Annotated in this window: 23 protein-coding genes and 1 pseudogene; 13 read left to right on the top strand and 11 right to left on the bottom strand. The window is 37.5% G+C overall.

Features of this window, described 5'->3' with window-relative positions; all coding sequences use genetic code 11:
* From H4J50_RS11095 to katG, 7 genes are all read left to right on the top strand, one after another.
* Nucleotides 1-329, top strand: a 329-nt coding sequence (locus H4J50_RS11095) for a response regulator (protein WP_182256412.1), incomplete at its 5' end; no start/stop codon positions are given.
* 342 nt (nucleotides 330-671) lie between these two features.
* Nucleotides 672-1,100 carry a hemerythrin domain-containing protein gene (locus H4J50_RS11100; protein WP_108457625.1) on the top strand — a complete coding sequence of 143 codons (429 nt, stop codon included), beginning with the start codon at nucleotides 672-674 and terminating at the stop codon, nucleotides 1,098-1,100.
* A 74-nt stretch (nucleotides 1,101-1,174) separates the two neighbouring features.
* Entirely contained in the window at nucleotides 1,175-2,035 is an 861-nt protein-coding gene (locus H4J50_RS11105; protein ID WP_259366232.1) for a phospholipase A, read from the top strand.
* A gap of 60 nt (nucleotides 2,036-2,095) precedes the next feature.
* Complete coding sequence (locus H4J50_RS11110; RefSeq protein ID WP_182256414.1) at nucleotides 2,096-3,715, top strand: diacylglycerol kinase family protein; 1,620 nt, start codon at nucleotides 2,096-2,098, stop codon at nucleotides 3,713-3,715.
* Nucleotides 3,716-4,035: 320 nt separating this feature from the next.
* The gene (locus H4J50_RS11115; RefSeq protein ID WP_108457627.1) at nucleotides 4,036-5,013 is read left to right on the top strand and encodes a mechanosensitive ion channel family protein; all 978 of its coding nucleotides are present in this window, start codon (nucleotides 4,036-4,038) and stop codon (nucleotides 5,011-5,013) included.
* Between the two features lie 84 nt (nucleotides 5,014-5,097).
* Nucleotides 5,098-5,247, top strand: a complete 150-nt coding sequence (locus H4J50_RS11120) for an entericidin A/B family lipoprotein (RefSeq protein ID WP_108457628.1) — start codon at nucleotides 5,098-5,100, stop codon at nucleotides 5,245-5,247.
* Nucleotides 5,248-5,482: 235 nt separating this feature from the next.
* A complete protein-coding gene (gene katG / locus H4J50_RS11125; RefSeq protein ID WP_182256416.1) occupies nucleotides 5,483-7,654 on the top strand; it encodes a catalase/peroxidase HPI in 2,172 nt (723 codons plus the stop codon).
* A 207-nt stretch (nucleotides 7,655-7,861) separates the two neighbouring features.
* Here the strand turns inward: katG and H4J50_RS11130 are convergent, their stop codons facing one another.
* Genes H4J50_RS11130 through H4J50_RS11140 form a run of 3 tightly spaced genes read right to left on the bottom strand, consistent with a single transcriptional unit; the run spans nucleotide 7,862 to nucleotide 9,638 of the window.
* Nucleotides 7,862-8,386, bottom strand: coding sequence for a CC0125/CC1285 family lipoprotein (locus H4J50_RS11130; RefSeq protein WP_182256418.1), 525 nt, complete (start codon nucleotides 8,384-8,386; stop codon nucleotides 7,862-7,864).
* Nucleotides 8,383-9,150: an anti-sigma factor gene (locus H4J50_RS11135; RefSeq protein ID WP_182256420.1), complete on the bottom strand. Its 768-nt coding sequence runs from the start codon at nucleotides 9,148-9,150 to the stop codon at nucleotides 8,383-8,385. The genes H4J50_RS11130 and H4J50_RS11135 overlap by 4 nt, the downstream gene beginning before the upstream one ends.
* Nucleotides 9,147-9,638 carry an RNA polymerase sigma factor gene (locus tag H4J50_RS11140; RefSeq protein WP_182256422.1) on the bottom strand — a complete coding sequence of 164 codons (492 nt, stop codon included), beginning with the start codon at nucleotides 9,636-9,638 and terminating at the stop codon, nucleotides 9,147-9,149. The genes H4J50_RS11135 and H4J50_RS11140 overlap by 4 nt, the downstream gene beginning before the upstream one ends.
* A gap of 120 nt (nucleotides 9,639-9,758) precedes the next feature.
* Between H4J50_RS11140 and H4J50_RS11145 the strand changes: the two genes are divergently transcribed.
* The gene (locus tag H4J50_RS11145; RefSeq protein WP_182256424.1) at nucleotides 9,759-11,099 is read left to right on the top strand and encodes a S8 family serine peptidase; all 1,341 of its coding nucleotides are present in this window, start codon (nucleotides 9,759-9,761) and stop codon (nucleotides 11,097-11,099) included.
* Here the strand turns inward: H4J50_RS11145 and H4J50_RS11150 are convergent.
* The 7 genes and pseudogenes from H4J50_RS11150 to H4J50_RS11180 all read right to left on the bottom strand — a co-directional run bounded on the left by H4J50_RS11150 (nucleotide 11,096) and on the right by H4J50_RS11180 (nucleotide 19,564).
* Nucleotides 11,096-12,013 (bottom strand): surface lipoprotein assembly modifier, encoded by a 918-nt coding sequence (locus H4J50_RS11150; RefSeq protein WP_182256426.1) that lies wholly within the window; start codon nucleotides 12,011-12,013, stop codon nucleotides 11,096-11,098. The two genes, H4J50_RS11145 and H4J50_RS11150, sit on opposite strands and share 4 nt — an antisense overlap.
* 61 nt (nucleotides 12,014-12,074) lie before the next feature.
* Nucleotides 12,075-13,124, bottom strand: a complete 1,050-nt coding sequence (locus tag H4J50_RS11155) for a hypothetical protein (protein ID WP_182256428.1) — start codon at nucleotides 13,122-13,124, stop codon at nucleotides 12,075-12,077.
* Nucleotides 13,125-14,057: 933 nt separating this feature from the next.
* Nucleotides 14,058-14,230: pseudogene (locus H4J50_RS19660) on the bottom strand (DUF1328 domain-containing protein); the annotation flags it as partial.
* 238 nt (nucleotides 14,231-14,468) lie between these two features.
* Complete coding sequence (locus tag H4J50_RS11165; protein ID WP_108457638.1) at nucleotides 14,469-14,717, bottom strand: hypothetical protein; 249 nt, start codon at nucleotides 14,715-14,717, stop codon at nucleotides 14,469-14,471.
* Between the two features lie 10 nt (nucleotides 14,718-14,727).
* The gene (locus tag H4J50_RS11170; protein WP_108457639.1) at nucleotides 14,728-14,904 is read right to left on the bottom strand and encodes a DUF1328 domain-containing protein; all 177 of its coding nucleotides are present in this window, start codon (nucleotides 14,902-14,904) and stop codon (nucleotides 14,728-14,730) included.
* 481 nt (nucleotides 14,905-15,385) lie between these two features.
* Nucleotides 15,386-17,806 (bottom strand): TonB-dependent receptor domain-containing protein, encoded by a 2,421-nt coding sequence (locus H4J50_RS11175; protein WP_182256432.1) that lies wholly within the window; start codon nucleotides 17,804-17,806, stop codon nucleotides 15,386-15,388.
* A 384-nt stretch (nucleotides 17,807-18,190) separates the two neighbouring features.
* The gene (locus tag H4J50_RS11180; RefSeq protein WP_108457641.1) at nucleotides 18,191-19,564 is read right to left on the bottom strand and encodes an MFS transporter; all 1,374 of its coding nucleotides are present in this window, start codon (nucleotides 19,562-19,564) and stop codon (nucleotides 18,191-18,193) included.
* A gap of 380 nt (nucleotides 19,565-19,944) precedes the next feature.
* On the opposite strand from H4J50_RS11180, the gene gtfA reads away from it, so the two are divergent.
* From gtfA to H4J50_RS11195, 3 genes are all read left to right on the top strand, one after another.
* On the top strand, nucleotides 19,945-21,420 hold the full coding sequence (gene gtfA, locus H4J50_RS11185; protein ID WP_182256434.1) for a sucrose phosphorylase: 1,476 nt from the start codon (nucleotides 19,945-19,947) through the stop codon (nucleotides 21,418-21,420).
* A gap of 130 nt (nucleotides 21,421-21,550) precedes the next feature.
* Entirely contained in the window at nucleotides 21,551-22,585 is a 1,035-nt protein-coding gene (locus H4J50_RS11190) for a LacI family DNA-binding transcriptional regulator (protein WP_108457642.1), read from the top strand.
* A gap of 38 nt (nucleotides 22,586-22,623) precedes the next feature.
* Nucleotides 22,624-22,800, top strand: coding sequence for a hypothetical protein (locus H4J50_RS11195; protein WP_182256436.1), 177 nt, complete (start codon nucleotides 22,624-22,626; stop codon nucleotides 22,798-22,800).
* Between the two features lie 268 nt (nucleotides 22,801-23,068).
* Here the strand turns inward: H4J50_RS11195 and H4J50_RS11200 are convergent, their stop codons facing one another.
* Nucleotides 23,069-23,782 (bottom strand): ABC transporter substrate-binding protein, encoded by a 714-nt coding sequence (locus H4J50_RS11200; RefSeq protein ID WP_182256438.1) that lies wholly within the window; start codon nucleotides 23,780-23,782, stop codon nucleotides 23,069-23,071.
* Nucleotides 23,783-24,259: 477 nt separating this feature from the next.
* Here H4J50_RS11200 and H4J50_RS11205 point away from each other — a divergent pair, with 477 nt between their 5' ends.
* Together H4J50_RS11205 and H4J50_RS11210 are read left to right on the top strand one after the other, a co-directional pair.
* The gene (locus H4J50_RS11205) at nucleotides 24,260-24,778 is read left to right on the top strand and encodes a TetR/AcrR family transcriptional regulator (RefSeq protein WP_108457645.1); all 519 of its coding nucleotides are present in this window, start codon (nucleotides 24,260-24,262) and stop codon (nucleotides 24,776-24,778) included.
* A complete protein-coding gene (locus H4J50_RS11210) occupies nucleotides 24,778-25,830 on the top strand; it encodes an alcohol dehydrogenase family protein (RefSeq protein ID WP_182256440.1) in 1,053 nt (350 codons plus the stop codon). Before H4J50_RS11205 ends, H4J50_RS11210 begins: the two co-directional genes overlap by 1 nt.
* Nucleotides 25,831-26,096 lie beyond the last annotated feature (266 nt).

Raw genomic sequence — 26,096 nt, forward strand, 5'->3', positions numbered from 1 at the left:
TTTTAGTGGTTGAAGACGATGAAGACGCCGCTGATGTAACCGTACTATTACTTGAATCTCTAGGTGTTGAAGCAGTAAAAGCACAAACAGCTCAAATATGCCAAGACCTACTGCGCAACGAAAGTAACTGGACCACAGTGTTACTTGATCTGCATCTACCAGATGCCAACGGTCTCGATTTAGCTCAATCAATTAAACACACTTACCCAGATATAACACTAATATTAGTGAGTGGCGCAACAGTACCTGAACAGGCATTGAAACAGGCAGGTATTAATAAAGCGATATTAAAACCCATTAATCTTGATATTTTAAAAGCCCTGATCTAAAAGTCCTTAAATAGCTGCGTAATTAAGGGCTTCTAGACCTTAACAACCCTAAAATAATTACCTACCTACGTGTAAATGTTTCTAACACGCTAAACTCAGTACAATTCACAAAACAACAAAAGTCTTATTAAACAGCACTTTAATGTTATTAAAATATTGGTACGTATCTCGCTTATATAAAATCAATTAACTTCAGCGGGTGTAATACCCTCTTACATATCGAATTACTGTTCTCTAAAGTTGCCTAAGTAAGGCGGTTTTAAAAACCTCACTAAGTGATCTATTCATTAAGTTTGTGAGTATTAGTAATCGATTAAACGATGAATAAAACGAGGTACTTCTATGGATATTTTTGCCGCACTGAGCAGTGATCATGAAAAACAAAGATTGTTAATGAAAGCGTTAGTTGACACTACCGGTGATTCAGCTAGTAGACGCGACTTTTTTGTTGATTTAAAGCATCAACTCAAACAGCACTCTATTGCCGAAGAACGTCACTTTTACATGCCATTGATGAAGCTCGATAGCACAATAGAACTCGCTCGACATGCTATTGCTGAACATCATGATATCGACGAATTTATTGCAAAGTTAGAAACAACAGATATGGATTCACCCGTTTGGTTGAAAACCATGAAAGCATTACAACACAAAGTGCTCCATCACTTGGCTGAAGAAGAAAGAGAGTTTTTTCAACAGGCAGGTAAAAACTTAAGCGCTAGCCAAAAAACAGAGTTAGCTGTTCAATATCAAGCAGAGATGTCAAATTGATTAAAAAATTTACCTATAACTTCAACTCAACACTAATGCTGAATTGGAAAAAAATATTACTAATAAGTACGACTTTGCTAATTAGCTTGGGTATCAGTGCTGAAACCAAAGCTAATGATTTAGAGCTTACGTCAATTTTCGACCAACGTTCAGAGGCTGTAGGTGAAGCCATTGATAATCCATTTGCATTTTCACAACATAGGCTAAATTATATATTGCCTTTCTCTTATGTGAGTGATCCAAATACCCTCAGCGCTAGCGGTTTAAGTACTGAAAACGTTGACAACATAGAAGCAAAATATCAAATCAGCGTTAAGTTACCATTATACCAAGTAGAAAATAGCACCTCTGGCTTATACATGGCTTTTACAGCGGTTTCATATTGGCAAGTTTACAATGGTGAAGCTTCAAAACCCTTTAGAGAAACTAATTATGAACCCGAATTATTTTATTCGTGGAGAAATGAGCTCACTTTCGCGGGTTTTAAATTCAACCAAATTCGGTTTGGATTAAGCCATCAATCTAATGGTCAAAGTGGTTTACGATCACGAAGCTGGAATAGATTATTTGCATCAGCAATGTTCAGTGATGCAGATTCCTTTTACCACATAAAAGCTTGGTATCGAATTAAGGAAGATGAAAAAGATGATCCCTTCGATTCGACTGGTGATGACAACCCAGATATAACCACATTTATGGGCCATACAGAGTTCGGTTACGGCACTACGCTTGGCGACTTCAATGTCATGGCGTTGATGAGAAACAACCTAAAAACCAGTAATAATAAAGGCAGTATTGAACTTAACCTTTCTTACCCAATAAGTGAAAGGTATGAACTTTTAATGCAATATTTTAATGGCTATGGCGATTCGTTAGTCGATTATAATCGTCATCAACAGCGCATTGGCTTCGGTGTTCAACTAAAGTTTATTTAAGCAAAGTTAATCTAATTTATTAGCCCAACTTAACCAGCGATCGAAAATAGGAGTCATTGCATGTTTATCGTTAAATATTATCTTATTGGCGCCATCTTGGCATTTTTAGCACTTTTATTAACGAGCACACTCTACTTTAAAGTTATTTTTGCTTGGATTGGCCTGTCTTTATCGCTAGTTAGCTTAGCTTATATTTTCGATTTACCTTGGATTTTCAGAAAAAAAAGTAATGGCAGTATACCTTTCTATATTCGTTGGATTTTTATTCCTTTTTTATTAGGCACACAACTGTATAACGCATGGGCGAGAAAATATGACAAAGTACCTGCCATTCAAGAAATTGAGAAAAACCTGTTTTTGGCATGCCGACTTTTTCCGTCAGATATTCCTTATTTAAGAAAACAAGGTGTCAGTGCAATACTGGACGTTACTGCCGAGTTCGATGGGTTAGATTGGACAGCCGAGAATGAAGAATTAGCTTATTATAATTTACCTGTATTAGATCACAAAAGTCCTAAGTCAGAAGAATTACTTAAAGCGGTTCATTGGGTAGACAACCATATTTCAAATGCTAATGGCGTAGTTATACATTGTGCTTTGGGTCGTGGTAGATCAGTTTTGGTGATGGCAGCTTATTTATTAAGTAAAAATAAATCGCTCACCGTTGCTCAAGCATTAGAAAAAATAACAGGAATACGCTCGACTGCAGGGTTGAATAAGGCTCAGCTGCGAGCATTAGTACAATTTAATAAAGATAACTTATTCACAAAACAAAACAATATCTGGATAATCGCCAACCCAGTATCTGGCGGTGGTAAATGGCTGGAAAATAAAGCCGAAGTGATTCAACGATTATCCCCCTATTTTGTTTGCAATATTTTAGAAACAACCAAAGAAATTTCTGCTAAAACGTTAACCCAACAAGCGATTAAAAACGGGGCCAACACTATTATTGCCAGCGGTGGTGATGGCACATTAACTGAAGTAGCAACAGAATTAGTAGAAACAGATATAACCATGGGGATTTTACCTATGGGTACAGCGAACGCACTTGCGCATGTACTTTTTGGCATCAGCTCAAAATTTATTCCGCTTAGCACAGCATGCGACGTTATTATTGCGGGTCAAAAAACTAAAATTGATAGTGCTAAATGCAACGAAAACTTAATGCTACTGCTTGCAGGTTTAGGTTTTGAAAACAAGATGATCACTGGTGCTAATCGAGAAGAGAAAAATAACGGTGGTCAATTCGCATACCTACAAGCATTTTTCCAAGCAGTAAACAGCAATGAAGTATTAGCCCTGAAAATAAAAATAGATGATCACCCTGAACAATCTGTCGATACAACGAGTTTAGTTATCGCCAATGCCGCACCATTCACCACGATATTAGCGCAAGGCAGAGGTGCACCGAATATTAAAGATGGTTTACTCGATGTTACTTGGATATCACCTCAACAAGACATGACTGATAATGTACTAAGTTTAGCTGAATTAGCTTGGTCTGGCCTTACCGAGCAATCACAGCCCGTTCAAAGTGAACATAACTATGCTAAGAAAATTGTTATCACTGCAGATCATGAACTTGAATATGTTATTGATGGAGAAGTATTTTCAACGAATCGTTTACATATAGAGGTTATGCCAAAATCGTTAAATATCTTAAGTAATGACGAATAAAGTTAGCATTACTCTTAATTTGATAAGGCTATAAAGCAATTAACCACAAAATTGCAGGCTTAACAATTTACCCTGTAAAAGTTACATGGCTTCTTTACCTAATCGATTAACACAAAAAATTAACACATCAATATCAGTAGCTTATGGGTTGGCATAAGTCTTGATTATCTTTAATGACATCTTAATAACCACGGCATATAAAGAGGCTAACAATGAACAGCATAATTATCCCAATTGATTCTGATGATGATGACATTCAATAAAGAGTTGAATTTACATAAAAATACTAAAAGCACACGCTAAGAAAATTAAGGAAAACAATGAAATTAATTGAGTTAGATAAATTCTGGCCACTCATCAACGAAAAGCTTCAACTATGGTTAGAGGCAGGTATTCAGCACCTGCCAAATATGGTTGTGGCAGTTTTCATCGCGATTATATTTTCCATTATCGCCAGAATTGTCGGAAATGTTACTCGAAAGGTATTAAGAAAGGCCCTCGACTCCAAACAAATAGCTGACTTGCTATCATCGATTATTAAAGTTGTTGTGCTACTTTCAGGCATATTTGTGGCATTAGATTTTCTTGGTTTACAAGGCACAGTTACCTCATTATTAGCCGGTGCGGGTATTATTGGTTTAGCCATAGGTTTTGCCTTTCAAGATATGACCGAGAACTTGATTGCTGGTATTGCTATGGGTATTAGAAAACCATTTCAAATCGGTGACATTGTAAAAACAGAAGAAATTTTTGGTACCGTTAAAACCATCAATTTACGCAATACATTGGTTGAAACCTTTTTCGGACAGCTGGAAGTGATTCCAAACAAAATACTCTTTAGAAATGTGCTAACCAATTACAGCATTAATGGCATAAGACGTATTGAAGTACCTGTAGGTATATCTTACGCGGATGATCCTGAAGTGGCCGCTGAGGTTATTGTAGAAGCACTCAATGAGTGTGACTTTATTATCAAACAAGATGAAACGGCAGTTTTTGCAGAAAGCTTTGCTGACAGTAGTATTAATTTATTAGTTTGGTTTTGGATAGATTATCCAGGCGAAACCGGGTTTATGAAAGCAAGACATGAAGCGATAGTAAAAATAAAATCATCGCTCGAACAAGCTGACATATTAATACCATTCCCAATAAGAACGTTAGATTTTGGTGCTAAAGGTGGTGAAAAATTAAATACCATGTTGAGCCAAAAGGCGGATAAAAATGGTGATGATAAAGCGAGTTCAAAAAAATGCTGTAATAGCTCAACTACTAACGAAATTGACAGCAAAAATGCTTAATTGAGCCATACTCAATTAAATAACAAAAATGCACAATTTAATATTTTTAATCACAATAAGCTAACAACCTAAAAGGAAAGCAAAATGAAAGCAAAAACATACTATGCACACATAAAATCTATCTTAACGGTATTGTTGCTGAGCAGCGCTTTAGGTGCTTGTGCCACAATAGAAGGTGCCGGACAAGATATAGAAAGTGCAGGTGAAGCAGTACAAGATGCTGCTGATGGTTAATACCTTATTTGCACGAAAATAATTAACCATATTAAGCGTCACTTAACCACTGGCGCTTTTAATTATTTGAGTCAACTTAAACCAATTTATCTGAAACTTTTTGATATAAATTTAGGTCTATATTATTCGATTGTTTAACTGCTAGTTTTTCTAACCATGTGATCGCGTTAAGTAACTCTGCCGTACAATCCGATGACCTGATATATCTGTAGTAATTCACCCAAGGAAATTTAATATGAATGATAAAAAAACCGCTAGTGGAAAATGCCCTGTGATGCACGGTGGAGCGACAGAAAGCTCAATGACAAATATGCAATGGTGGCCAAAAGCGTTAAATCTCGACATTCTTCATCAGCATGATAGTAAAACTAATCCAATGGCCCCAGATTTTAATTATCGCGAAACAGTGAAAAACCTCGATATAGCGGCCCTAAACAAAGATTTGCACGAATTAATGACTGATAGCCAAGATTGGTGGCCTGCTGATTGGGGACATTATGGTGGTTTAATGATTCGTATGACTTGGCATGCTGCAGGTACATATCGTATCGCTGATGGCCGAGGTGGTGCAGCAACCGGAAATCAACGATTTACTCCGATAAACTCTTGGCCTGACAATGCAAATTTAGATAAAGCACGTCGCTTACTTTGGCCGATCAAAAAGAAATACGGTAACCAACTTAGCTGGGCAGATTTAATTACTTATGCCGGTACTATCGCTTACCAATCTATGGGTTTAAAAACCTTTGGTTTCGCATTTGGTCGTGAAGATATTTGGCATCCAGAAAAAGATACTTACTGGGGTGCAGAAAAAGAATGGCTTGCGCCAAGTGACAGTGAGAATAGCCGTTATTCAGGCGAACGTGATTTAGAAAACCCACTAGCCTCAGTAATGATGGGATTGATCTACGTCAACCCTGAAGGTGTAGATGGCAATCCAGATCCTTTAAAAACAGCCCATGATATACGCGTTACTTTTGAGCGTATGGCAATGAACGATGAAGAAACGGTTGCACTAACTGCGGGTGGTCATACGGTAGGTAAATGTCACGGTAATGGTGATGCATCAAAACTTGGCAGAGAACCAGAGGCCGCCGACATTTCAGAACAAGGCACGGGCTGGAACAATAAAGCCGAGCGCGGTATTGGCCGCGACACAGTAACAAGTGGTATTGAAGGTGCTTGGACAACAAACCCTACCCAATGGGATAACGGTTACTTCTCTATGTTACTTAAACACGAATGGGAACTTAAAAAGAGCCCCGCTGGTGCTTGGCAATGGCAGCCTGTCGACATTAAAGAAGAAGATAAACCTGTTGATGTTGAAGACCCAACAGTTCGCACTATGCCAATCATGACAGACGCGGATATGGCCATGAAAATGGATCCAGCTTATCGTGAGATAACTGAACGTTTTGCTAATGATGCAGAATATTTTTCTGATGTTTTCGCGCGTGCATGGTTCAAGTTAACCCATCGCGATATGGGTCCAAAAGTTCGCTATTTAGGAGCAGAAGTACCGCAAGAAGATCTAATTTGGCAAGACCCTGTACCTGCTGGTATGACTGATTATGACGTTGAATCAGTGAAAGAAAAAATAACAGCCAGCGGCTTAAGTATTAGTGACATGGTTGCCACCGCTTGGGATAGCGCACGAACCTATCGTGACTCTGACAAACGTGGTGGTGCTAATGGTGCACGTATTCGCCTTGCGCCACAAAAAGATTGGCAAGGTAACGAACCAGCTCGCCTAAGCAAAGTATTAACAACGCTTGAAGCTATTGCTGTCAGTAGCGGTGTCAGCATTGCTGACGTTATTGTGTTAGCCGGTAATGTAGGTATTGAACAGGCAGCTAAAGCTGCTGGTGTAGATGTTACTGTACCTTTTGCCCCTGGCCGCGGTGATACCACAGCTGAGTTAACTGATGTCGACTCATTCGAAGTATTAGAACCGTTACATGATGCATATCGTAATTGGCTTAAAGGTGATTACAAAGTTAGCGCGGAAGAGCTAATGCTTGATCGTACACAACTGATGGGATTAACCGCACATGAAATGACCGTATTAATTGGCGGCATGCGTATGTTAGGCACTAACCACGGTGGCACTAAACATGGTGTATTCACAGAAAGTGAAGGTGTATTGTCAAACGATTATTTCGTGAACTTAACGGATATGAACTATAAGTGGCAGCCTGTAGGCGACAACTTATATGAAATTCGTGAACGTAAATCAGATAAAGTTAAATGGACAGCAACACGTGTTGATCTAATATTTGGTTCAAACTCTATTCTTCGTGCTTACAGCGAAGTTTATGCGCAGGATGATAATAAAGAAAAGTTTGTTCATGACTTTGTCGCTGCGTGGGTAAAAGTAATGAACGCTGATCGCTTCGATTTAGCATAATATTTCTTTAGAACAGCCCCCCTACACAAATAATGTAACCCTAAGTGTAGGGGGTTAATTTTCTGCCAAACTTTATCCAAATAAGGTTTGGCAGAAACATTTCTTTTTAGCTCTTCTATTTCTACTTCATAAACTCTACGCCGTAAATTCTGCAGACTAATTCAAACGTTATTAGATGTCATCGATATAAAAGACGAATAAACGATGTTATTTATCGTTTGTCTCTAACTTGTTAGATAAGTTCTCGACTACATCTGCAGCATTATAGCCTGACTCGTTAGTCATAACGCCTTTGCCCATGCGAATCTCTAAAATACTGTGTACTTCTTTGCGGCTATTAGCACTACTAAATGACACACCTATCTCGTTAGCTGGGCGAGAGTATGTTTCACACGTTAATAAACCACAACGGCGCTCAATACGTTGTTGGCGTGACAAACCAATAGCTGAAGCAGGTTCAACTTTTTCAGATTCAACAAAAGTTTCTTTACTGGTTACTACAAACCAATCAAAGCCTTGTGCCTGAGTGAGTTCAGCAGATCTTAATAAAGCATAATCTGCGGCGTCGGCAACACTAGTTGAGACACTTTTAAACTGCACACGAAACCTGTCGTTAGTAATTTTTTGCTCACTATAACCCACTGAACCTTTATTTGCAGGACGGTAATCCGGCTTTGAAGAACAAGCTGTTACCAGTAAAGTCATCAAAATAATTGTAATAAGTGTTTTCATTTTTCACCTCGGTTATTTTTAGTTGTTTGCCAATTATTAGTAATAGCTCGTTGTTCTTGAGCTCTATCCATAGCAGGTCCTTTGATCATATCGTCAATAGCGCTATCAAGTTGAGCATTGTTGGACGCCGTACGATAATCTGCCAAATTTTCTGCCAGATTTACTTTTTCTGTTAGCTTAAGCTGCCATTGCGTGTTTTCTTTACAGGCAATATTAACGCTAGTTTTTTGCTCGTTTACGTGTTGAAACTGACGACAGTAATCGCCTGCATGGTTGGTAAAACTTAAATTTGCCGTTATTGCATCGCCTTGTGTTGTTATTGACATTTCACCACTCGGCACTTGATCTAAGGCTTGCGCTACCCCTGCGGTAATGACTGACGATTGTTGCTGTGATTGCATCAAAGTTACAGTACCAACACCAAATAGCATGGCAACGCCGGCCGCTAAAGCATAATGTTTTTGTATGCTTTTATTGATACTTTTCCAACGTGACAAACTAACAACATTTCCCCCTGTCACTGAAGGTTTATCTTGCGCTATTTTTTTATCAATTTTTTTAGCTAGTTGCAACAAATCATCAGCAACAGGTGTTGTATCCATAATGGCCGAATTTTCTACCACCCAATGATCTACCTGTGCTAATTCAGCTAAGCGCATCACTAAATCGTCATCAGTTTCCAGCGCACAACGTACGGCTTCCATATCTTCTTCGCTAAGTTCCGCATCTAAAAAAGCACTTAACATTTCATCACTTATTTTCATGCGTCTGCTCCTAATCGATAAGGTTTCATCATATCCACTAATGCGGCACGCGCTCGCGATAACCGACTCATCACAGTACCAACCGGGATTTCCATTGATGATGCCACCTCTTTATATGACATACCTTGTACCGCGACTAAAGATAAAATAGCACGCTGTTCGTCAGGTAACGTATTCATCGCTACATTAACATGGCCTAGCATTTCTTTGCTGTCGAATACTTGCTGTTCATCCATGCTTTGTGGTTCTTGCAATTCAGGCTTAAGCACAGCATTTTGTCTAACTTTACGAGCACGGTATTCATCAATCCATACATTGCGACAAACTTTAAATGCCCATTTAGTGACATCAACTTCAGCAGGCACGCCTTTTGTTAGTATTTTTTCCAACGTAGTTTGCACTAAGTCGTCTGCATCAGCAGCATTCCCCGTTAATGAGTAGGCAAAGCGTCTTAGCATTGGTAGTATGTTTTCAATGGTTTTATGCATGTTTTTACTCCTCTTACTTAAGAAGACGTGTGTAAAAGTTTTTTATTCCATAAAAGGAAATATATTTTCAGTTGAAACGTTTTATTAACACCACACTTATTTTTGAGGCTCAAGATTAACATGAAAACCTTAACCATTACCGCCATGTTTCTTACTGCTTTTAGTACATTTATTCCTGCTCAACAATTGTCTACAGGTAATGTTATTGGACAAGTTAGTGTTATAGAGCGCACAGCAAACGATATTACTCGGAGATTAGATAACCCGCCAGTGTTAGCACCTTTTGCGCTAAGTGCTTTACCCGACATTGATAAAGTCATTACAGAGCCTCTTAATGCATTGCCAGCCACATTAGCAATAACAACCACCGCAGGTAAAAGTCTTTGGTTTGATGTTGAAGTAGAAGATGGTTGGCGGGCTGTTCAAGGACAATGGCTACTTTTAGCTGACAATATAAGCAAAAAGCACCTCATTGAACATGGTGCACAAATTATTTCAGAATATCGATATACCGGGTTAGGCCTGGCATTGCTGCGCTTTAGCGTGCCCGCCGCCTTTGATTCTAAACAAGCGTTAAGTAATATCCTCTCAGACCAAGCAGCGCTTAGTTTAGCGAGAAACCATATTTATCAAGTACAAAATCAAGCGAGTCTACCTGAAGTAAACCTAGCCAACAAGAGCATTAACTCACTAAATAACACTATTCCAGTATGTGATTTCGACGTAAAGGTTGGCATAGTTGATAGTGCGATTGACACAAAACATAGTGCCTTTAAAAGTGCTGATATTACTGAAAAATCCTTTTTACCTAATGACTTAAATGTATCAGTGCAACACGGTACCGTAATCGCCAGTTTATTGGTCGGGGAAAGTAAACAATTAGTACCACTTTTGCCGAAAGGTAAAGTATATTCCGCGCAAGTATTTTATCAACAATCAGATTACGCCCAGGGCGCGACGTTATCGGCGATAATCTCTGGTATAAATTGGCTGCTAGAGCAAAACGTGACTGTGATTAATATGAGTTTGGCTGGGCCTGATAATCAAATTTTACATAGTGTACTCAACGCCGCTATCACAAAAGGCGCTATAGTCATTGCCGCTGCAGGCAATGAAGGCCCTGCGGCTCCGCCTATGTACCCGGCTGCTTATCAAGATGTAATTGCGGTTAGTGCAATAGACAAAAATCAACAAGCTTATCGTTGGTCAAATCGAGGGGATTATGTCGACTACTCGGCATTAGGTGTTAATGTATTAACCGCCAAAAGCGGTCAACGTATTGGTCGGGAGTCTGGTACATCGATCGCCGCACCACAGGTTACAGCCGCGATAGCCTGTTTAACCGCAACGTATGGTAAAGATAAGAAAAAAATATTAGATAAGCTAAATGTATCAGCCGTAGATTTGGGCCCTAAAGGCAAGGACCCTATTTACGGTATAGGCGCGATATTACGCCGCTAAAATTGTACTTTAATCGACAATGAAGAGGTTGTTTGACTGTAGGTTTGGCTATCAAGTTGCGAACGGTAATCACCATATTCAAGCTTACTAACCAGCGCTAGATGTTTGTTAAGTTCTAATTGCCATTGCGCTTGAAAAATATTTCTATGTTCATCTGCTTTCGATTCAAGCTGACTGGGCATATCATCATTGTTATATGCTTGAAAGTCTTTCGATTGAAAGCGCCAGCCTATTGCAGCTTTTTGCGCTAAGCCAAATAATTCAAATTTTTGCGAAAGCTTAATGTTCACCCCATAACCACTATAATTAAATCGCGCATCGGTAGCGGTTTCCTTGTCTGCACTAACGCCGAGCATAAACATAATGTCACCGTCGTTAATAAAGTGGAACAATTCAGCACTAGCACCATAACCGTCGGCATTACGGTTAGACATAATCGCAAACTTTTTACTTTTAACCTTGGCGCTAGTACGCAAAAACGTTTGTGGTTGAAGAAAAGTACCTAAGTAAATGCTGGCTTGTTGAAAAGTTAAAAACGTCTCTCCATCTAGTTTGGCTTTTGCGCCATCATAGCGTAAACCTAGATCTTGTTTACGCCATTGATAACTCCCATCAACACTAATTTGATGTAAGGCTAAGTCAAAAGCATCAAATTCTTGGTAATCTTGTTCATTATAACGATATGAAGCCGCTAATTTGGCTTTATCATTGATTTTCCAAAGTCCGGTAACCGCTGCGGTTTTTTCCAAGCCGCTATCACCTTGTGAAGAAACCTCATCAAGCTCATCAACACTCAGCGCAGAGTTACTGATAATACCTAAAGAAACCTCACCTTTAACACTTACTGGCTCTGACGTTGCCGCCGATAGTTGCATACTTATTGCACACGTTAAACTACTTAAAATATATTTCATCTCAATCACCTCAAATAAAAAAGCGCCAGGGTTGCTGGCGCGCTTAAAGCATTTTTTAAATTTATAATCCAATATCTAAGTTATTTACCAAGCTATTAGTGACTTCAGCTGCCGTTGCTGCAGCTAGCTCGGTGTTAATTTGCTCAGTAACAACATTGTTGATCTGGCTATTAACGTTTTCAGTGATTGCCGTTTGAGTATTTGAAGTGATGGCATCGGCAACATTAGCGTTCACCGTTTGCTCAATGACTTGCGAAGTTTGACCTGCAGCATCTAACGATACGATATTTTGCACATTACTTGATATTTGCTGAGATACTTGCGACGTGTTAGCAAATGAATTGGCGTTATCAATAGTAGGGTTTAGGGCCACATTTTCAGGAGTTGCCATCGTTTCACTAGGTACAACTTCTTCAGTTTCTTCTGCTGTGCCATTTTCTGGTAAGGTTAACAAATTTGCACTTGTTGTTTGGCTAAGTGACTGACTCAAGCTTGATGCTGTATTTACTAAGGTATTGTTTACGACATTGCCTGAAAGTTGAGTGGCTACTGCTGAGCGGTTAACAAAAGAAGTAGCGCTATCAATATTTGGATTTAATGCAGCAAGTTCAGGTGTTGCTAACGCTTCGTTTGATGTGATTGCGTCAGACTCTTCTGGTACTTCACTTTCGGGTAACGTTGGAAATGCTATGCTTGTTACTTGATTAAGTGACTGAGCTAACGTTGCTGTCGCACCAGAGATAACACTGATATTTTCGCCAACATTATTTGATAGGCTATTGTTCAACTCACTCTTGTTATCTAAAACGCCTGCAGTACTGATATTCGTAGCGTTACTCGAAGGCTGATCTTCATTTTCGTTCGGCGCAGACTCTGAAGCATTCGCTTCCTCACTGTTAGCCTTAGCTTGCGTATCGCTTTCAACTGAAGTATCAGATTGTGTCGACATTTGAGCTGAGTTATCAGAACTATCTACTTGCTGAGAAACTTTAGTTTCTTGGTTAACTTGGGTGTTTTGGCTAATTTCAATATCAGCGGCTTGCGCGATACTTACCCAACAACTCATACCACTTAATACCAATACTTGTGCAATTTTATTTAATTTAGTCATGTTTGCTTCCTCTAATGTCTGTTTATGTTAATGACACTGAGATAACGGCTAACGTGTGATATTTATTCCAAATTAATTTAAAAAATAATTAAAACTAATTTTTTATTCATATATTTCAATAATTAAAAGTAAAAAATAAACCAATAAGATTTAAGAACTCAGTACCAGAAAGTATTCAACATTGAACCAGCCTTTTTAAGCTTTGATTGCTAGTTAGAAAACTTAACCAAACAAGGGGTGATGTGGTCGTTTTCATCGATGAAAACAGCAATTGTCACTCTTTTAGCTGACATTGAGGGTTTGTTGATATCAGAAGCTATATTCTTAAATGAATAACAATCTTCAAAGTAACGCAGGAGCAATGACCAAGATGGTTAGGAACGACCAGTTAACCGAGTAAAATTTATTTTATTATTGAACGAAAAAAAGGCCTATATAGGCCTTTTTTAATTCAATTACTGTCAACCCATACTAGGACGGGTCAAACTATAATTAACAATCGTCATCTTCAGCGTCTACGCCTTCTTTAGCTTCTTCACAAGCATCTTCAATGGCGTTACTTGCGTCTTTTTTCATTCCACCAAATTTATCGCTAACACTGGTTTTCATTTCATCTAACTTATGACCCGCATCGCTTGCCATTTCACTTACTTTTTCGCCAGCACCTTCAATCGCTTCACCAGCATCTTCTTTCATTTCACTTGCTTTTTCGCCCGCGGCATCAAGTGCGTTACCGGCATCTTTTTTCATTTCATTTAGTTTATCACCAGCATCTTTAGCCATATTGCCAGCACCTTTAACGGCTTCTTCAACTTTGTCACCTGCTTTTTCTGCATCTTTTTCACTACAAGCTGTTAAGCCAAACATTGCGACAAAGAAAATAAGTGTGGTTGATAATTTTTTAATAAAAGTCATGTGTTTTTCCCTAAATTTTTGGTGGTTTGTTTTACCACGAATTGTATTGATAATTAATGAGGTAACCAACAATACAACGAAAATAAAAAATATAATTTTAGCAATACCCGCTGCTGCGCCAACGATACCACCAAAATCGAATATTACTGCAATAATAGCAATAACTAAAAAGTGAATACCCAACTTAACATAATATATTTCTCAAATTAATAAGTTACAAACTACACATACATAAGCGTTTTTCGTACCAATATATGCTTTATTTATAACCTACTGAAAAATATTAACTAACGAGAGCTTCTCAATTTCATTATAGAACAGTAACTATATAAACAAGTGAAATATTTACCTACATAACTTGAATAAATGTTCAGATAGGCAATAAAAAAGGCCTATATAGGCCTTTTGGTGTAATTATCGAATTAATGTTTAACAGTCTGTATCTTTAGCGTTTACACCTTCTTTTGCTTCTTCACAGGCATCTTCAATGGCATTGCCTGCATCAGTGGCCATATCGCCCATTTTATCACCTGCATCTTTCATAGCATTTCCAGCGTCATGTGCCATTTCATCTACTTTTTCACCCGCTGTTTCCGCTTTGTCGCCAGTACATGCGGCTAAACCTAATACCGCTACAAGTGTGATCATTGTTGTTGATAATTTTTTTATAAAAGTCATAATTTTTTCCTTAAATTTTTGGTGATTTACCACGGATGGCATTAGCGATTAATGAGATAACCAATAGTACAACGAAGATGAAGAATATAATTTTAGCAATACCTGCTGCTGTTCCTGCGATACCACCAAAACCAAATATTGCAGCAACGATCGCAACAACTAAAAATGTAAGTGCCCAGTTCAACATAGTATTCCCCTTGAATTAATTTAGTTTCAAACTACGTAGTACTTAATGCTTTATTCGTGCCAAACCTAACAAATAACTTAAGTCACTGTTAATAAACATTATTAATATAATTTAAAATTATTAGCTTTATAACTTTATATTATTCTATTGAAATTTTTACAGACAAGTTTGTATAACTTGCAGAGGTAGGAATCTCATCATGGTTGTTTTAATTAAAGTGGATCAGGGCTGTTGATGTGTTTTTACAACAAGAAGATTATGCTGGTAGATAATGACTTTTTTTATTTATTTGTATTGGTATAGTTAATATGGCATTAACAAACTAAATAGATAAAACCTTTATATAATCTATAAGTATCATCACGACTTTACACTGATATTATAAAATTTTAATATCAATTCAGTGAATAAACCTCAAAAAAAAGCCCATATAAAATGGGCTTGTTCTTACTGCATTGTGTCTTTCGTTGTTAATGACAAATTAAAAGTCGTATTTAAGCGTAATACTACTTGTTCTGCCGTTAATCGTTCTTGCTCTGATAATATCATTCGCAGGAATGTTACCTTCTTCAGCTTCTGTTATACCTGTAGTGTCAAACAGATTATTAACATTTAAAGCAATGCTAAACGTGTCTGAAAGGTAATATTGAGCGAAGGCATTTACTTGCGTGTAGCCATCAAATTTAAGGATATCGTCTGCACTTTGATCACCACCATCTTGCGCATAAGCTTCTGAAGTACCTATTAAACTAAGACCCGCAGAGCCTTGCTCAAAGTTATAGCGAGTAGTAAGTGAATAAACAAAGTCAGCTTGTCTTCTTGGAGTATTTCCCACTGAAGCTGAGTTAACACCGTCTTTGGTGATTTCTGCATCAGTCCAAGTAACATTACCGCGAATGTCAAAATCACCAATGTAGTAAGCACTTTCTAACTCAAGACCATATGATTCATATACACGGTCAAAGAATTTTTGGCTTGTTGCTTCAAAATTTTGCTCTTGTGTTTCAGCAAAGAAAGCCGTCGCAAATACCGATAGTTTATCTTTGCGAAACTTAATGCCGGCTTCGAATTGGTCAACTTCATCAACAGCATCTTCATCGGCTACTGAGCCATCAGCTGCAATTTTACCGAAAGCTAAACGGTCAGCATTAGCGGTACCGCCATGGCTTAGTCGGCCAAAAACAGCTAAATCGTCATTTACAATGTAGTTAGCACCAATTGAGTAAGATGTGTAACTCCAATCATAATTAACAATAGAAGGCGCACTATTGTTTACTGAAGATACGCTCATTTCAGGCACTGATATCTCGCCGTCTCTGTTCATGTCTATTTCAGATTGCACTGCACCAGCATATGTACCTGTGGCTTCACCACTGTCATGACGAACACTTGCATCGATAGTAAAATCACCAAAAACTGAGTTAATGGCAATATAAGGTGCTGTTACATCATATTGAAGGTCGTAGTTACGTGTACAACAGTTGCCCCACGCTGGAACACCATAAGCAATTAAACCACTATCAGAAAAGCTTGTACCGTCAGCCGCTGCAACATTAACAAGTGCTGCGTTGTCGCCTTTCACTTCTGATAAATAAGAATTCCAAAGCCATGATTGCTCGATATTTTGTAATGACTTGTAATAACCAAAAGTGATGTTGGTATCACCAATAGTTTTTAAGATTTTTAAGTCATTAACCATAAAATCTAAGTTGCTCATTTCAACATCAAAGGTATGAATACGCATTAAGTTAGCGCCAGTATAAGCACTACCTTGTTGAGGTCCATTAGCATAAGTCAATTGCGCGCCTGTACCCGCTAAGCTATCAGCAAGTGTTTGGCTATCTTGAATGCTTTCAGGAAATGGCGAGGTAAAACTACCTTTCGTACTTGACGTTCTAAATCTGTTTTCAATCGACCAGTCATTACCTAAGTCAAATACAGCTTCTAAACCAACAGAGTCAACCGTTGGATTCATACCATCACGCATGTCTGCACGGCGAAGGTTGCCATTACCGTCAGTGCTCAATATTGAGGTGAAATATGCCGAATGAGGCGTATCAGATGAAGGGTCGAAACTACCCACTGACTTGCCATTTGAACTGGCTGGCATGGGTAAGTAAGCAATGGTTTTATCATCCAAATGCTTGTAATAAAGTCTCACGTAACCTTTATCAAATTCTTTAGTAATGTTGGCTTTAATTTGTCCGCCTTTATTACCGGTATAACCCGCTTCTCTTGGTCCTTCACCTTGACGATAGAAACCACCAAGATGGAAATACATGCTGTCGTTTAGCTCGCCGCCAAACTCAAAATCGGTACGGGTATGATCATAATCTAAACCAATGGTTGTCGCTACGCTGCCAGAATCAGACTCACCTGTTTTACTGATGATATTAATGATGCCGCCTGGAGCATTTGTGGCGAGAGTAGAGGCTGAGCCACCACGAATTGATTCGATTGACGACATTGTACTATCAAGTCTAAGAAAAATATCGGCATTACCAAAAGCTATATCACCAAATTGTAAAATGGGTAATCCATCTTCTTGTAATTGTAGAAATTTTGCGCCACCAGCAGCTACAGGAAGACCACGTACAGCAATATTTGCGTTACCTTCACCACCAGACGATTCAGAACGAATACCAGGGATTGATCTAAAGGCTTCGGCTGAACTTCTCGGCGTTGTTACTTCTATTTGGTCAGCAGATAAGCTACTTACTGAGACACTTGATGCCATAACTGTAGAGCCTTTACCTGCAGCACCCGTAACAACTATTCGTTCAAAATCTAAGCCTTTTTTTTCTACTGCGGCTTCATCGGTTATTTCTGCGGCACTTAAGCTTGAGCATATAGCTAAAGTTAATGTGCTCAATAGTAATTTTTTATATGTGAACTGTTGCATTTGGTCACCCCATGTTGCTTTTATAGTATGTTTTTAATTATTAAAATAGTTATGTTTGATACTGCAATTAACTTAATCGATTAAGTTAATTATTATTTAAAATGTGATTACTTTGCAAGCACTTTTTAAATTTAATTTTTGTATTGTTATTATTTATTGATAACTAAGATGATTTTTAGATAGAACAACTAGCAGCTTTTGTTGGTTTATGAATTGTAGATCAATTTTGAATAGCTATACGTCTTAACTCAGTATTTGCCTGGGGCAGTTTATTCAAATACAGTTCTTTTACTATACAAGCTTATTGATTACTTAAGCTGTTAACGAATAAAGGGCATAAGTAAATTTTCACTTATGCCCTTTATATTATATAACCTTGCTAGCTTAGCTGCGACGCTCAGCTAAATCACATTCAATTTGTGTTAATTGAGCACGATCAATTTTATAGAAAAGTATCAACACGGCTCCCAACAAAAAGAATACGGCGGGCAATATATTAAACATGTAACGAATACCTTCAATTGATTCAGATGTTTGGGTTTGATTAGCAACAAAACCAAATGCAGCAAGAATAAAACCCGGTAATGCACCACCTACAGCAGAGCCAAACTTCAATGAGAACATAGAAGCTGACACCGTTAAACCTGCACTATTGTTACCTGTATTCCACTCTCCGTACTCTACACAATCGGTATACATGGTGAATAACAAGGTGATTGCAATACCAAAGGTAATAATCCCTAGGGTGTGAACTATAGTTGTAAGTGCGACATTATCTGGGGAGATAGTAAAGCCAAAAAACAATAATATTGCATGGGAGAAATTAGTAACAAACATTAATTTATGTTTCTCAAAGCGTGCGACCAGCATAGGGGTAATCAGCGCACCAAATAGCTGCCCTAGTAAACCACATGAAATAATAAATGTGGTTTGATCCATCCACAAAAACACATTACTTCCGTCGTCATTCATATAGTATTTGGTGTAATAAGCAATTGACGCAAAACGTGCAACCAAGCCAACAACAACAAAAACCCCAGTGCCAACCAGTATCAACCAAGACTTGTTCTTTAATAAAGTTGATATATCATCTTTGATACTAGCCTCATGCTTTTTAGGCATTACTCTTTCTCTGGTAACTGCAAAGGTATACCAAAAAACGGCGACGGAAAGCACTGCAAATAAAATGATAGTTAAGCGAAAACCAAGTAGCTCATCGCCACCACCTAAAAACTCAACTAAAGGCTTAGCGGAAGCCCCAACCACTAGCGAGCCTATTGAGGCAAAAATAAATCTAAATTGTGCCGCTTTAGTCCGTTCGCCTGATTCAGGATGAATAACCGCCATGAGCCCTGAATAAGGAACATTAATCGCGGTATAGGCCAACATGACCAATGAATAAGATACGTAAGCAAAAATTAATTTACCGGTGTCACCAAATTCAGGCCCTAAGAATAAAAGGTAACCAAGCAATGCATAAGGAATTGCCATCCAAAGCAAGTAAGGGCGGTACTTACCCCACTTAGTGGTTGTACGATCAGCAAGTAAGCCCATTGCAGGATCACTAATGGCATCAATTACTTTTGTCACTAATAACATGGTTGCTGCCGCAGCAGCAGAAATACCGTACACATCCGTGTAATAATAAAGCAGGAACAGCGCAAAGAACCCCATATAGAAGTTTGAAGCCATATCTCCCATGCCATAACCTACCTTTTCTTTAAAAGATAATGGCTCCGTATTAAATTTTGTTGTCATAATTATAATCCCCCAAACTACACTCTTAACACCACACTAAGCAAAGGTTAACAGCACAGTTAACGCTTTGTAGTGTGTATATTTGACCATGCAATACAATTGATTTTTATTGTTGATAGTTTTTAAGCTAATTGAGCCAAAATTATAAAACGCTTTATCAAATAAAGAAGCAAATGCATATAGACTCGCTATATCCTATTGATTTAATAAAGGGCTTTTAGCAAAATAATAGCTAAAAATTAACACCTTACTCAATGCGCATTCTATTCTTATCATCTTAACAACTTAAAAAATAAAAATTATTCTTGATTAAAGTTGCATAGTATATAAACATAAGCCTTAATCGATTAAGATGCAACTTGAAATTAAATGGTAAAGTTATGAAAAATAATGTTCAGCTAATCACCTACATTGATAGGTTAACCGGTTCAGACACTAAAACATTAAACAACATTTTAAATGATCAGCTAGCAGATTTATTCTCTGGTATTCATTTATTGCCATTTTATTTCCCTATTGACGGAAGTGATGCAGGTTTCGACCCGATAGATCACACCCAAGTTGACAGCCGATTAGGTAATTGGAACGATATAAAAGCATTAGGTGAAGGACATGAATTAATGGCCGACCTTATTGTTAATCACATGTCGGCTAAGTCTAAAGAATTTAAAAGTGTATTACAGCATGGTCAAAAATCTCCGTATTGGGATCTGTTTTTAACAAAAGATAAAGTGTTCCCTGACGGCTTAAGTAAAAGTGATGCAGACAAAATATACCGCCCTAGGCCTGGCAGTTGCTTTACTAACTTTGCGCTACCTAATAATGAAAGTGCCGATTTTTGGACAACGTTTACTGATAATCAAATAGATATAGACATTACATCAGAGAAAGGTAAAGAATATTTAATTCGTATTTTAAAAACATTTTCTGAAAATAATATTAAAATGATCCGCTTAGATGCGGCAGGTTATGCGCTGAAAAAAGCAGGCACCAGTTGCTTTATGCTAGATGAAACCTTTGAGTTCATTGATGAGCTAAGTAAAGCAGCAAATGATTTAGGTATTGAAACACTAGTAGAAATTCATTCTTATTATCAAACTCAAATTGAAATTGCACAGCGAGTTGACCGAGTATATGACTTTGCTTTACCGCCTTTAGTGTTACACAGCATTTTTACTAAAGACTTTACTGCACTAGCAAAATGGTTAAATGTTTCACCCAAAAATTGTATTACCGTTTTAGATACACACGATGGCATCGGTATCATTGATGTGGGACCTATGAATGGTAAACCAGGCTTACTCAGTAATCATGAAATTGATAATCTCGTGGAAACTATTCACCTAAACAGCGCTGGTGAGAGCCAAAAAGCAACAGGAGCCGCCGCGAGTAATGTCGATTTATATCAAGTAAATTGTACGTATTACGATGCACTTGGCCAAAGTGATTTTGACTATTTAGTTGCCAGAGCTATTCAGTTTTTTGCACCTGGAACACCGCAGGTATATTACGCAGGTTTGTTGGCTGAGAAAAATGCCATGGACTTATTATCTAATTCGAATGTTGGTAGGGATATTAATCGTCCGTACCTTGATATTACCGATATTGAAGAAGCGCTAAAGAAACCGTTTACCATAGCGATGATCGAACTTATTCAATTACGTAATAATTGTGCAGCTTTTAATGGTGAGTTTTCGATTGTCAGTGAAAAATCCACATTGAAAATGTCGTGGAAATACGAGCAGCAGAACATCACGCTAATGGTTGATTTAGTGGAAAATAACGCACATATTGAAATAAATGAAGATAATAGCTCTCGTACTATCAGCTTAAATAACTTGTTGAACTTGTCTTAAGTAATGATGTATTACATATAATGCTAAATAGATATTAATGCAGCGTTTTTTATATTTTAAGATCGGTAGTATACTAATCAGTAACTCTATAGTTGCTGATTTTTTATTAAAATAACGGTAAAAGGTAAACATGATTGACAAGAAAGTTTGGACGCTTAAAAGTGTTGCTAAAGAACTGGGTGTATCAAATGCCACCGTTTCAAATGCGTTCAATAGACCTGACCAACTATCCAAAAACAAACGCATTGATATTCTGGAGTCGTGCAAAAAATTAGGATATTCAGGTCCAAATAAAGCAGCCCAATCGTTAAGAAAAGGTCAGTCTAATATTGTGGCTTTAGTGCTGCCTGATAGCCTTGAATATATGGTAACAGACCCTGTAGCAAGTGACTTTGTTAAAGGTGTGTCGTCGGTTTTAGAAAAAAATAAAGTTAACTTACTTTTGTTTTCAGGTATATCAGATAACATTAATTCTGTTGCTGATTTTGTTGATGGCTTTATTTGTTATGGCTCACCTAGAAATCCTGAATTAATAGAACAGCTAAGAGTAACTTCGAAAAAAGTCGTCACTGCCGACTTTGATATAGACCGAAATGCTTCTGTTGGAATAGACAATGAAAAAGCGGCTTATGAGATTGCAAAGCTGGCTATTAAATCAACCGATGATGAAGTTGCTATATTAGGCTTAAGGCTACTAGAGTCAGATCTAACTTGTCGTGTATATGAATTACCCACATCTAGTAATGCTATGTGTTCTATCTCTCATCAGCGTTTAAATGGCTACAGACAAGCACTTAAAGATTCGAATGTTAATTTAAGATCAGATCGTGTTTGGAATCTTCCTAAAAGTAATCATCATTTTGCATTAATTGCAGCTAAAGAAGCACTAACATCAATCCCTCGTCCTGATGTTTTACTTTGCATGAGTGATATTATTGCCTTGGCGGCAGTTAAAGAAATTCACGCAATGGGTCTTAAGGTTCCTGAAGATATTAGAGTGGTTGGCTTTGACGGAATTGATGAAGCTTTACGCTCGACACCACCAATAACTACTGTGCATCAAAATAGTGAAGAAAAAGGCATTAAAGCTGCTGAGCTCTTCATTAATAGAGCGACTAACTCAGTTGTGATTTCTTATCATATAGAACATGGAAAGAGTTGCTAACCGGCTATCAAAAACATATCACATTAGCAAACAGCGAAGTGAAAGCACTTCAAGCATTTACCGCTTATGGTGCCACTGCTTTTTGGCGTCATCAAAATTTCAATTATGTAAATGTAGATGAAACAATGAAAGATCACTATCAGGCCATGCAAAACATAGCGATTGATGTGTTAAAAATACCAAGTGACGAATTTAAGAAAGAATTGGCTATTTAATTGAAATAGTTTTAGGTGTAGCAAATAAGTTGACTAAAAGACTATTGCTCGCCTAAATTTAAATTTTCTATATTGATGCTTTAACTCACATTCATAACTTAAATCGAAAAACCATTAACAAATCAATGGCTATAGTTATAACGGTTAATTTTCGTAATGTCGGTGAAAATAACTATTTAGGCAAGTAATAAATGTAGTCGTTTGAGCCTGAAGTCGAATACGTTCTATAGGCTAAATGACTTATTCGCACTAAAAAAGAAAGATACTTTTAGAGGTTTGATGCGCTTTTTATTTTATTCAGCTCTTTATTTACTTTATTAATATTTATCGTTCCCTTTCTAAATGCTAAATACACAGGGAGTTCATAACTCTTAATATGATGAACATCTACCCTAAAATTAGGGTGTTGAGTTTGTAATAAGTATTCACCTACAGTTTGACTCATAACAATTGCATCGACTCTTTCTGCCACTAACATTTCAAATAAAATGTCATTTGTCGGGAATTTATGAATAGTTGCCTTATCTAGTTTATGCAAGCTTGGGATATCCAAATGAAAATTTATACCTCGATGTACACCAACTATTTTGTTAGATAAATCTAAATTCATATCTTTATCGCCCTTAGGGGCAAATATTGCAATTTTTGTCACATGTGTCGGTATGCTTGTGTAGTCTAAATACTCCTCCCTATGAGGAAATTTTCCTAATGAAAAAAAACAATCATAATTATTCTGTGGTATTTCTGTTTTTAACCTAGCCCAAGGTAAATTAACAATTTTAATGTCGATTTTAAGACTCTTGGATAGCGACTGAATTATATTTATATCGGAGCCAGTAAATACTTTTTTTGAATTATCGAAAGTAGAATAAGGAGGGTAATGGGTTGTAGCACATATATATTTTTCAGTGCCATTAGCATCAGTCGCTGCTATTAAAAGGTATAGCAAAATCACAGGTAATATAGGATTATTTTTTAACATAGGCTAATAGTGCCAAAAAACTTAATTAATTATATCTTTATTATATAACCAAAATTTGGATTAATACTGGAATTTCTAAAATTTATTAATCTAAATTATAAATAATCGTAACTTTCACTTACTAAACGGCAACCACTATCTTTTAAAGCCCAGATTGCCTATTTATGTCATTTTTCGCTTTCTCGGTTCTTTTGCCGTACCCCTTTAACTTATTTACGACAAGACTTAGCCTATGCTGACTAAGTTCACGAGTAGAGTTCCTCTATTTCTTAGCTAAAGAACTAGTCAACCAATAAAGCTTAAGCTATTGAAATATAGTAGCTTACCTATTTTATATTTGTTTGAACGTTATTGATATCAGACTTTCAATAACGTTTAGCAACTTCAAATCCCCTTATTATCTAAACAAAATATTGACAAGGTAGAACGTTTACTCTACCTTTAGTGTAGAATAAACATTCTACCTATAGAGTCCTAATGCTTAGAGAACAAATTACTGTCAGTCTTGAAAACTCGTTTAGCCAATATGGTTTTGCTGAACCAAGCGTTGCTCAACTGAAAAATGCATGCAAGGTCAGCTTACGAACACTATACAAGCACTACCCATCTAAAGAAGCGATGATCGTAGGTGCGTTAGAATATCGTCATCAAAGGTACCTTACTTTTCTACTTAACGACTCACCTGCTCGTGGTATTGAGTCAGTTTTACATATTTTTAATAAGCTTGAACTATGGATGAATGAATTTGCACCACATGGTTGCTTGTCAATGAATGCTATTGCTGCCTTTCCGGATAACGATCTTATAAATAAAGCAGTTAAAAAGCACAAAGAAGATGTTCTTCAGTTTCTAGGCCAACAAAGTAAAAGAAACGATCTTGCGATGGTTATTTTTTTACTTCATGAAGGGGTATCAAGCGCATGGCCAGTGCTAGGACGAAAAGCTGTTACATCTGCACAAAACACGCTATTACAACTTTTAAAGGAGGATAAATAATGACTATAATTCCTAAGAGAATGAAAGGAATCCAACTTATTGGCCATGGAGGAGCCGAAAATCTCCGATATTGTAGTGATATTCCAGTACCAACACCTACTTCAAATGATGTACTGATCCAGGTTTCTGCCGCTGGAGTAAATAATACTGATATCAATACTCGTACAGCTTGGTATTCAAAAAGTGATAGCAATAGCGCTGATGCTGGCTGGTCTGGTACGGCGTTAGCATTGCCTCGAATTCAAGGAGCTGACGTCTGTGGTATTATCGTTGCCGTAGGTGATAATGTCTGTGCAAGTCGAATAGGTGACCGCGTTCTAATCGAGCCTTGCCTTAACGAAGCCAACAGCCAAGCTCTTAATTCGCCTTGGTACTTTGGCTCTGAATGTGATGGCGGTTTTGCAGAATATACAGTAGTCGCAGCCAAACATGCCTATAAAGTTAATAGCCGACTCTCCGATGTCGAATTAGCGTCATTCCCTTGTTCTTATTCAACAGCAGAAAATATGCTTAGCAGAGCTAACGTATCTTCTCAGGATACCGTGTTAATATCTGGTGCTTCTGGTGGTGTTGGTTCGGCTGCAATTCAGCTTGCCAAAGCTCGTGGAGCGTATGTCATTGCTATCACCAGTCCAAGTAAAAATAAACAATTATTAGCGCTAGGTGCAGATCGAGTAATATCACGAGATGCTGACTTAATTGAAGCTTTTGGTGAAAATAGTATTGATGTTGTTATTGATCTAGTCGCTGGAAAACAGTGGCCTCAATTTTTACAATTGCTAAAACCAGGCAGTAGATACGCTGTATCTGGTGCAATTGGCGGGGCCTTAGTCGATTTGGATATCAGAACACTTTATTTAAAAGATTTAAGTTTTTTCGGCTGTACAGTACTGAACCCAGACATATTCCAAAAATTAATTACCTATATTGAGAAAGGTCAAATTCTTCCAATTGTTGCGGATACTTTCCCATTAGAAGAAATAAATGCAGCTCAAGAAGTTTTCTTACAAAAGAAACACACAGGTAAAATTGTTCTCAAAGTATCTCAATAATAACGATATTTTTAAGGATGGTTTTTCTAGTAACGGCGTCTGTATCGCAATAAATAATGATAGTCTCTATGATTTGATATAAACAGATATTATCTGCAGTTTTAACGTTAACGAAATAGTTATAAATGTCAGTCAAGTTATATGACAATTATTGATGCTTATGGCTGCTTTATCACAGGGCGGACTTGTTACTTGAAGGTAACAGTACCCCCTTTGTTGGCAAAGTTATCGGTCAGGGCAAATAAAGTCATGCTACCTAAAAGCAG

This window comes from Colwellia sp. 6M3 (genome assembly GCF_014077595.1).
GTDB lineage: Bacteria > Pseudomonadota > Gammaproteobacteria > Enterobacterales > Alteromonadaceae > Cognaticolwellia.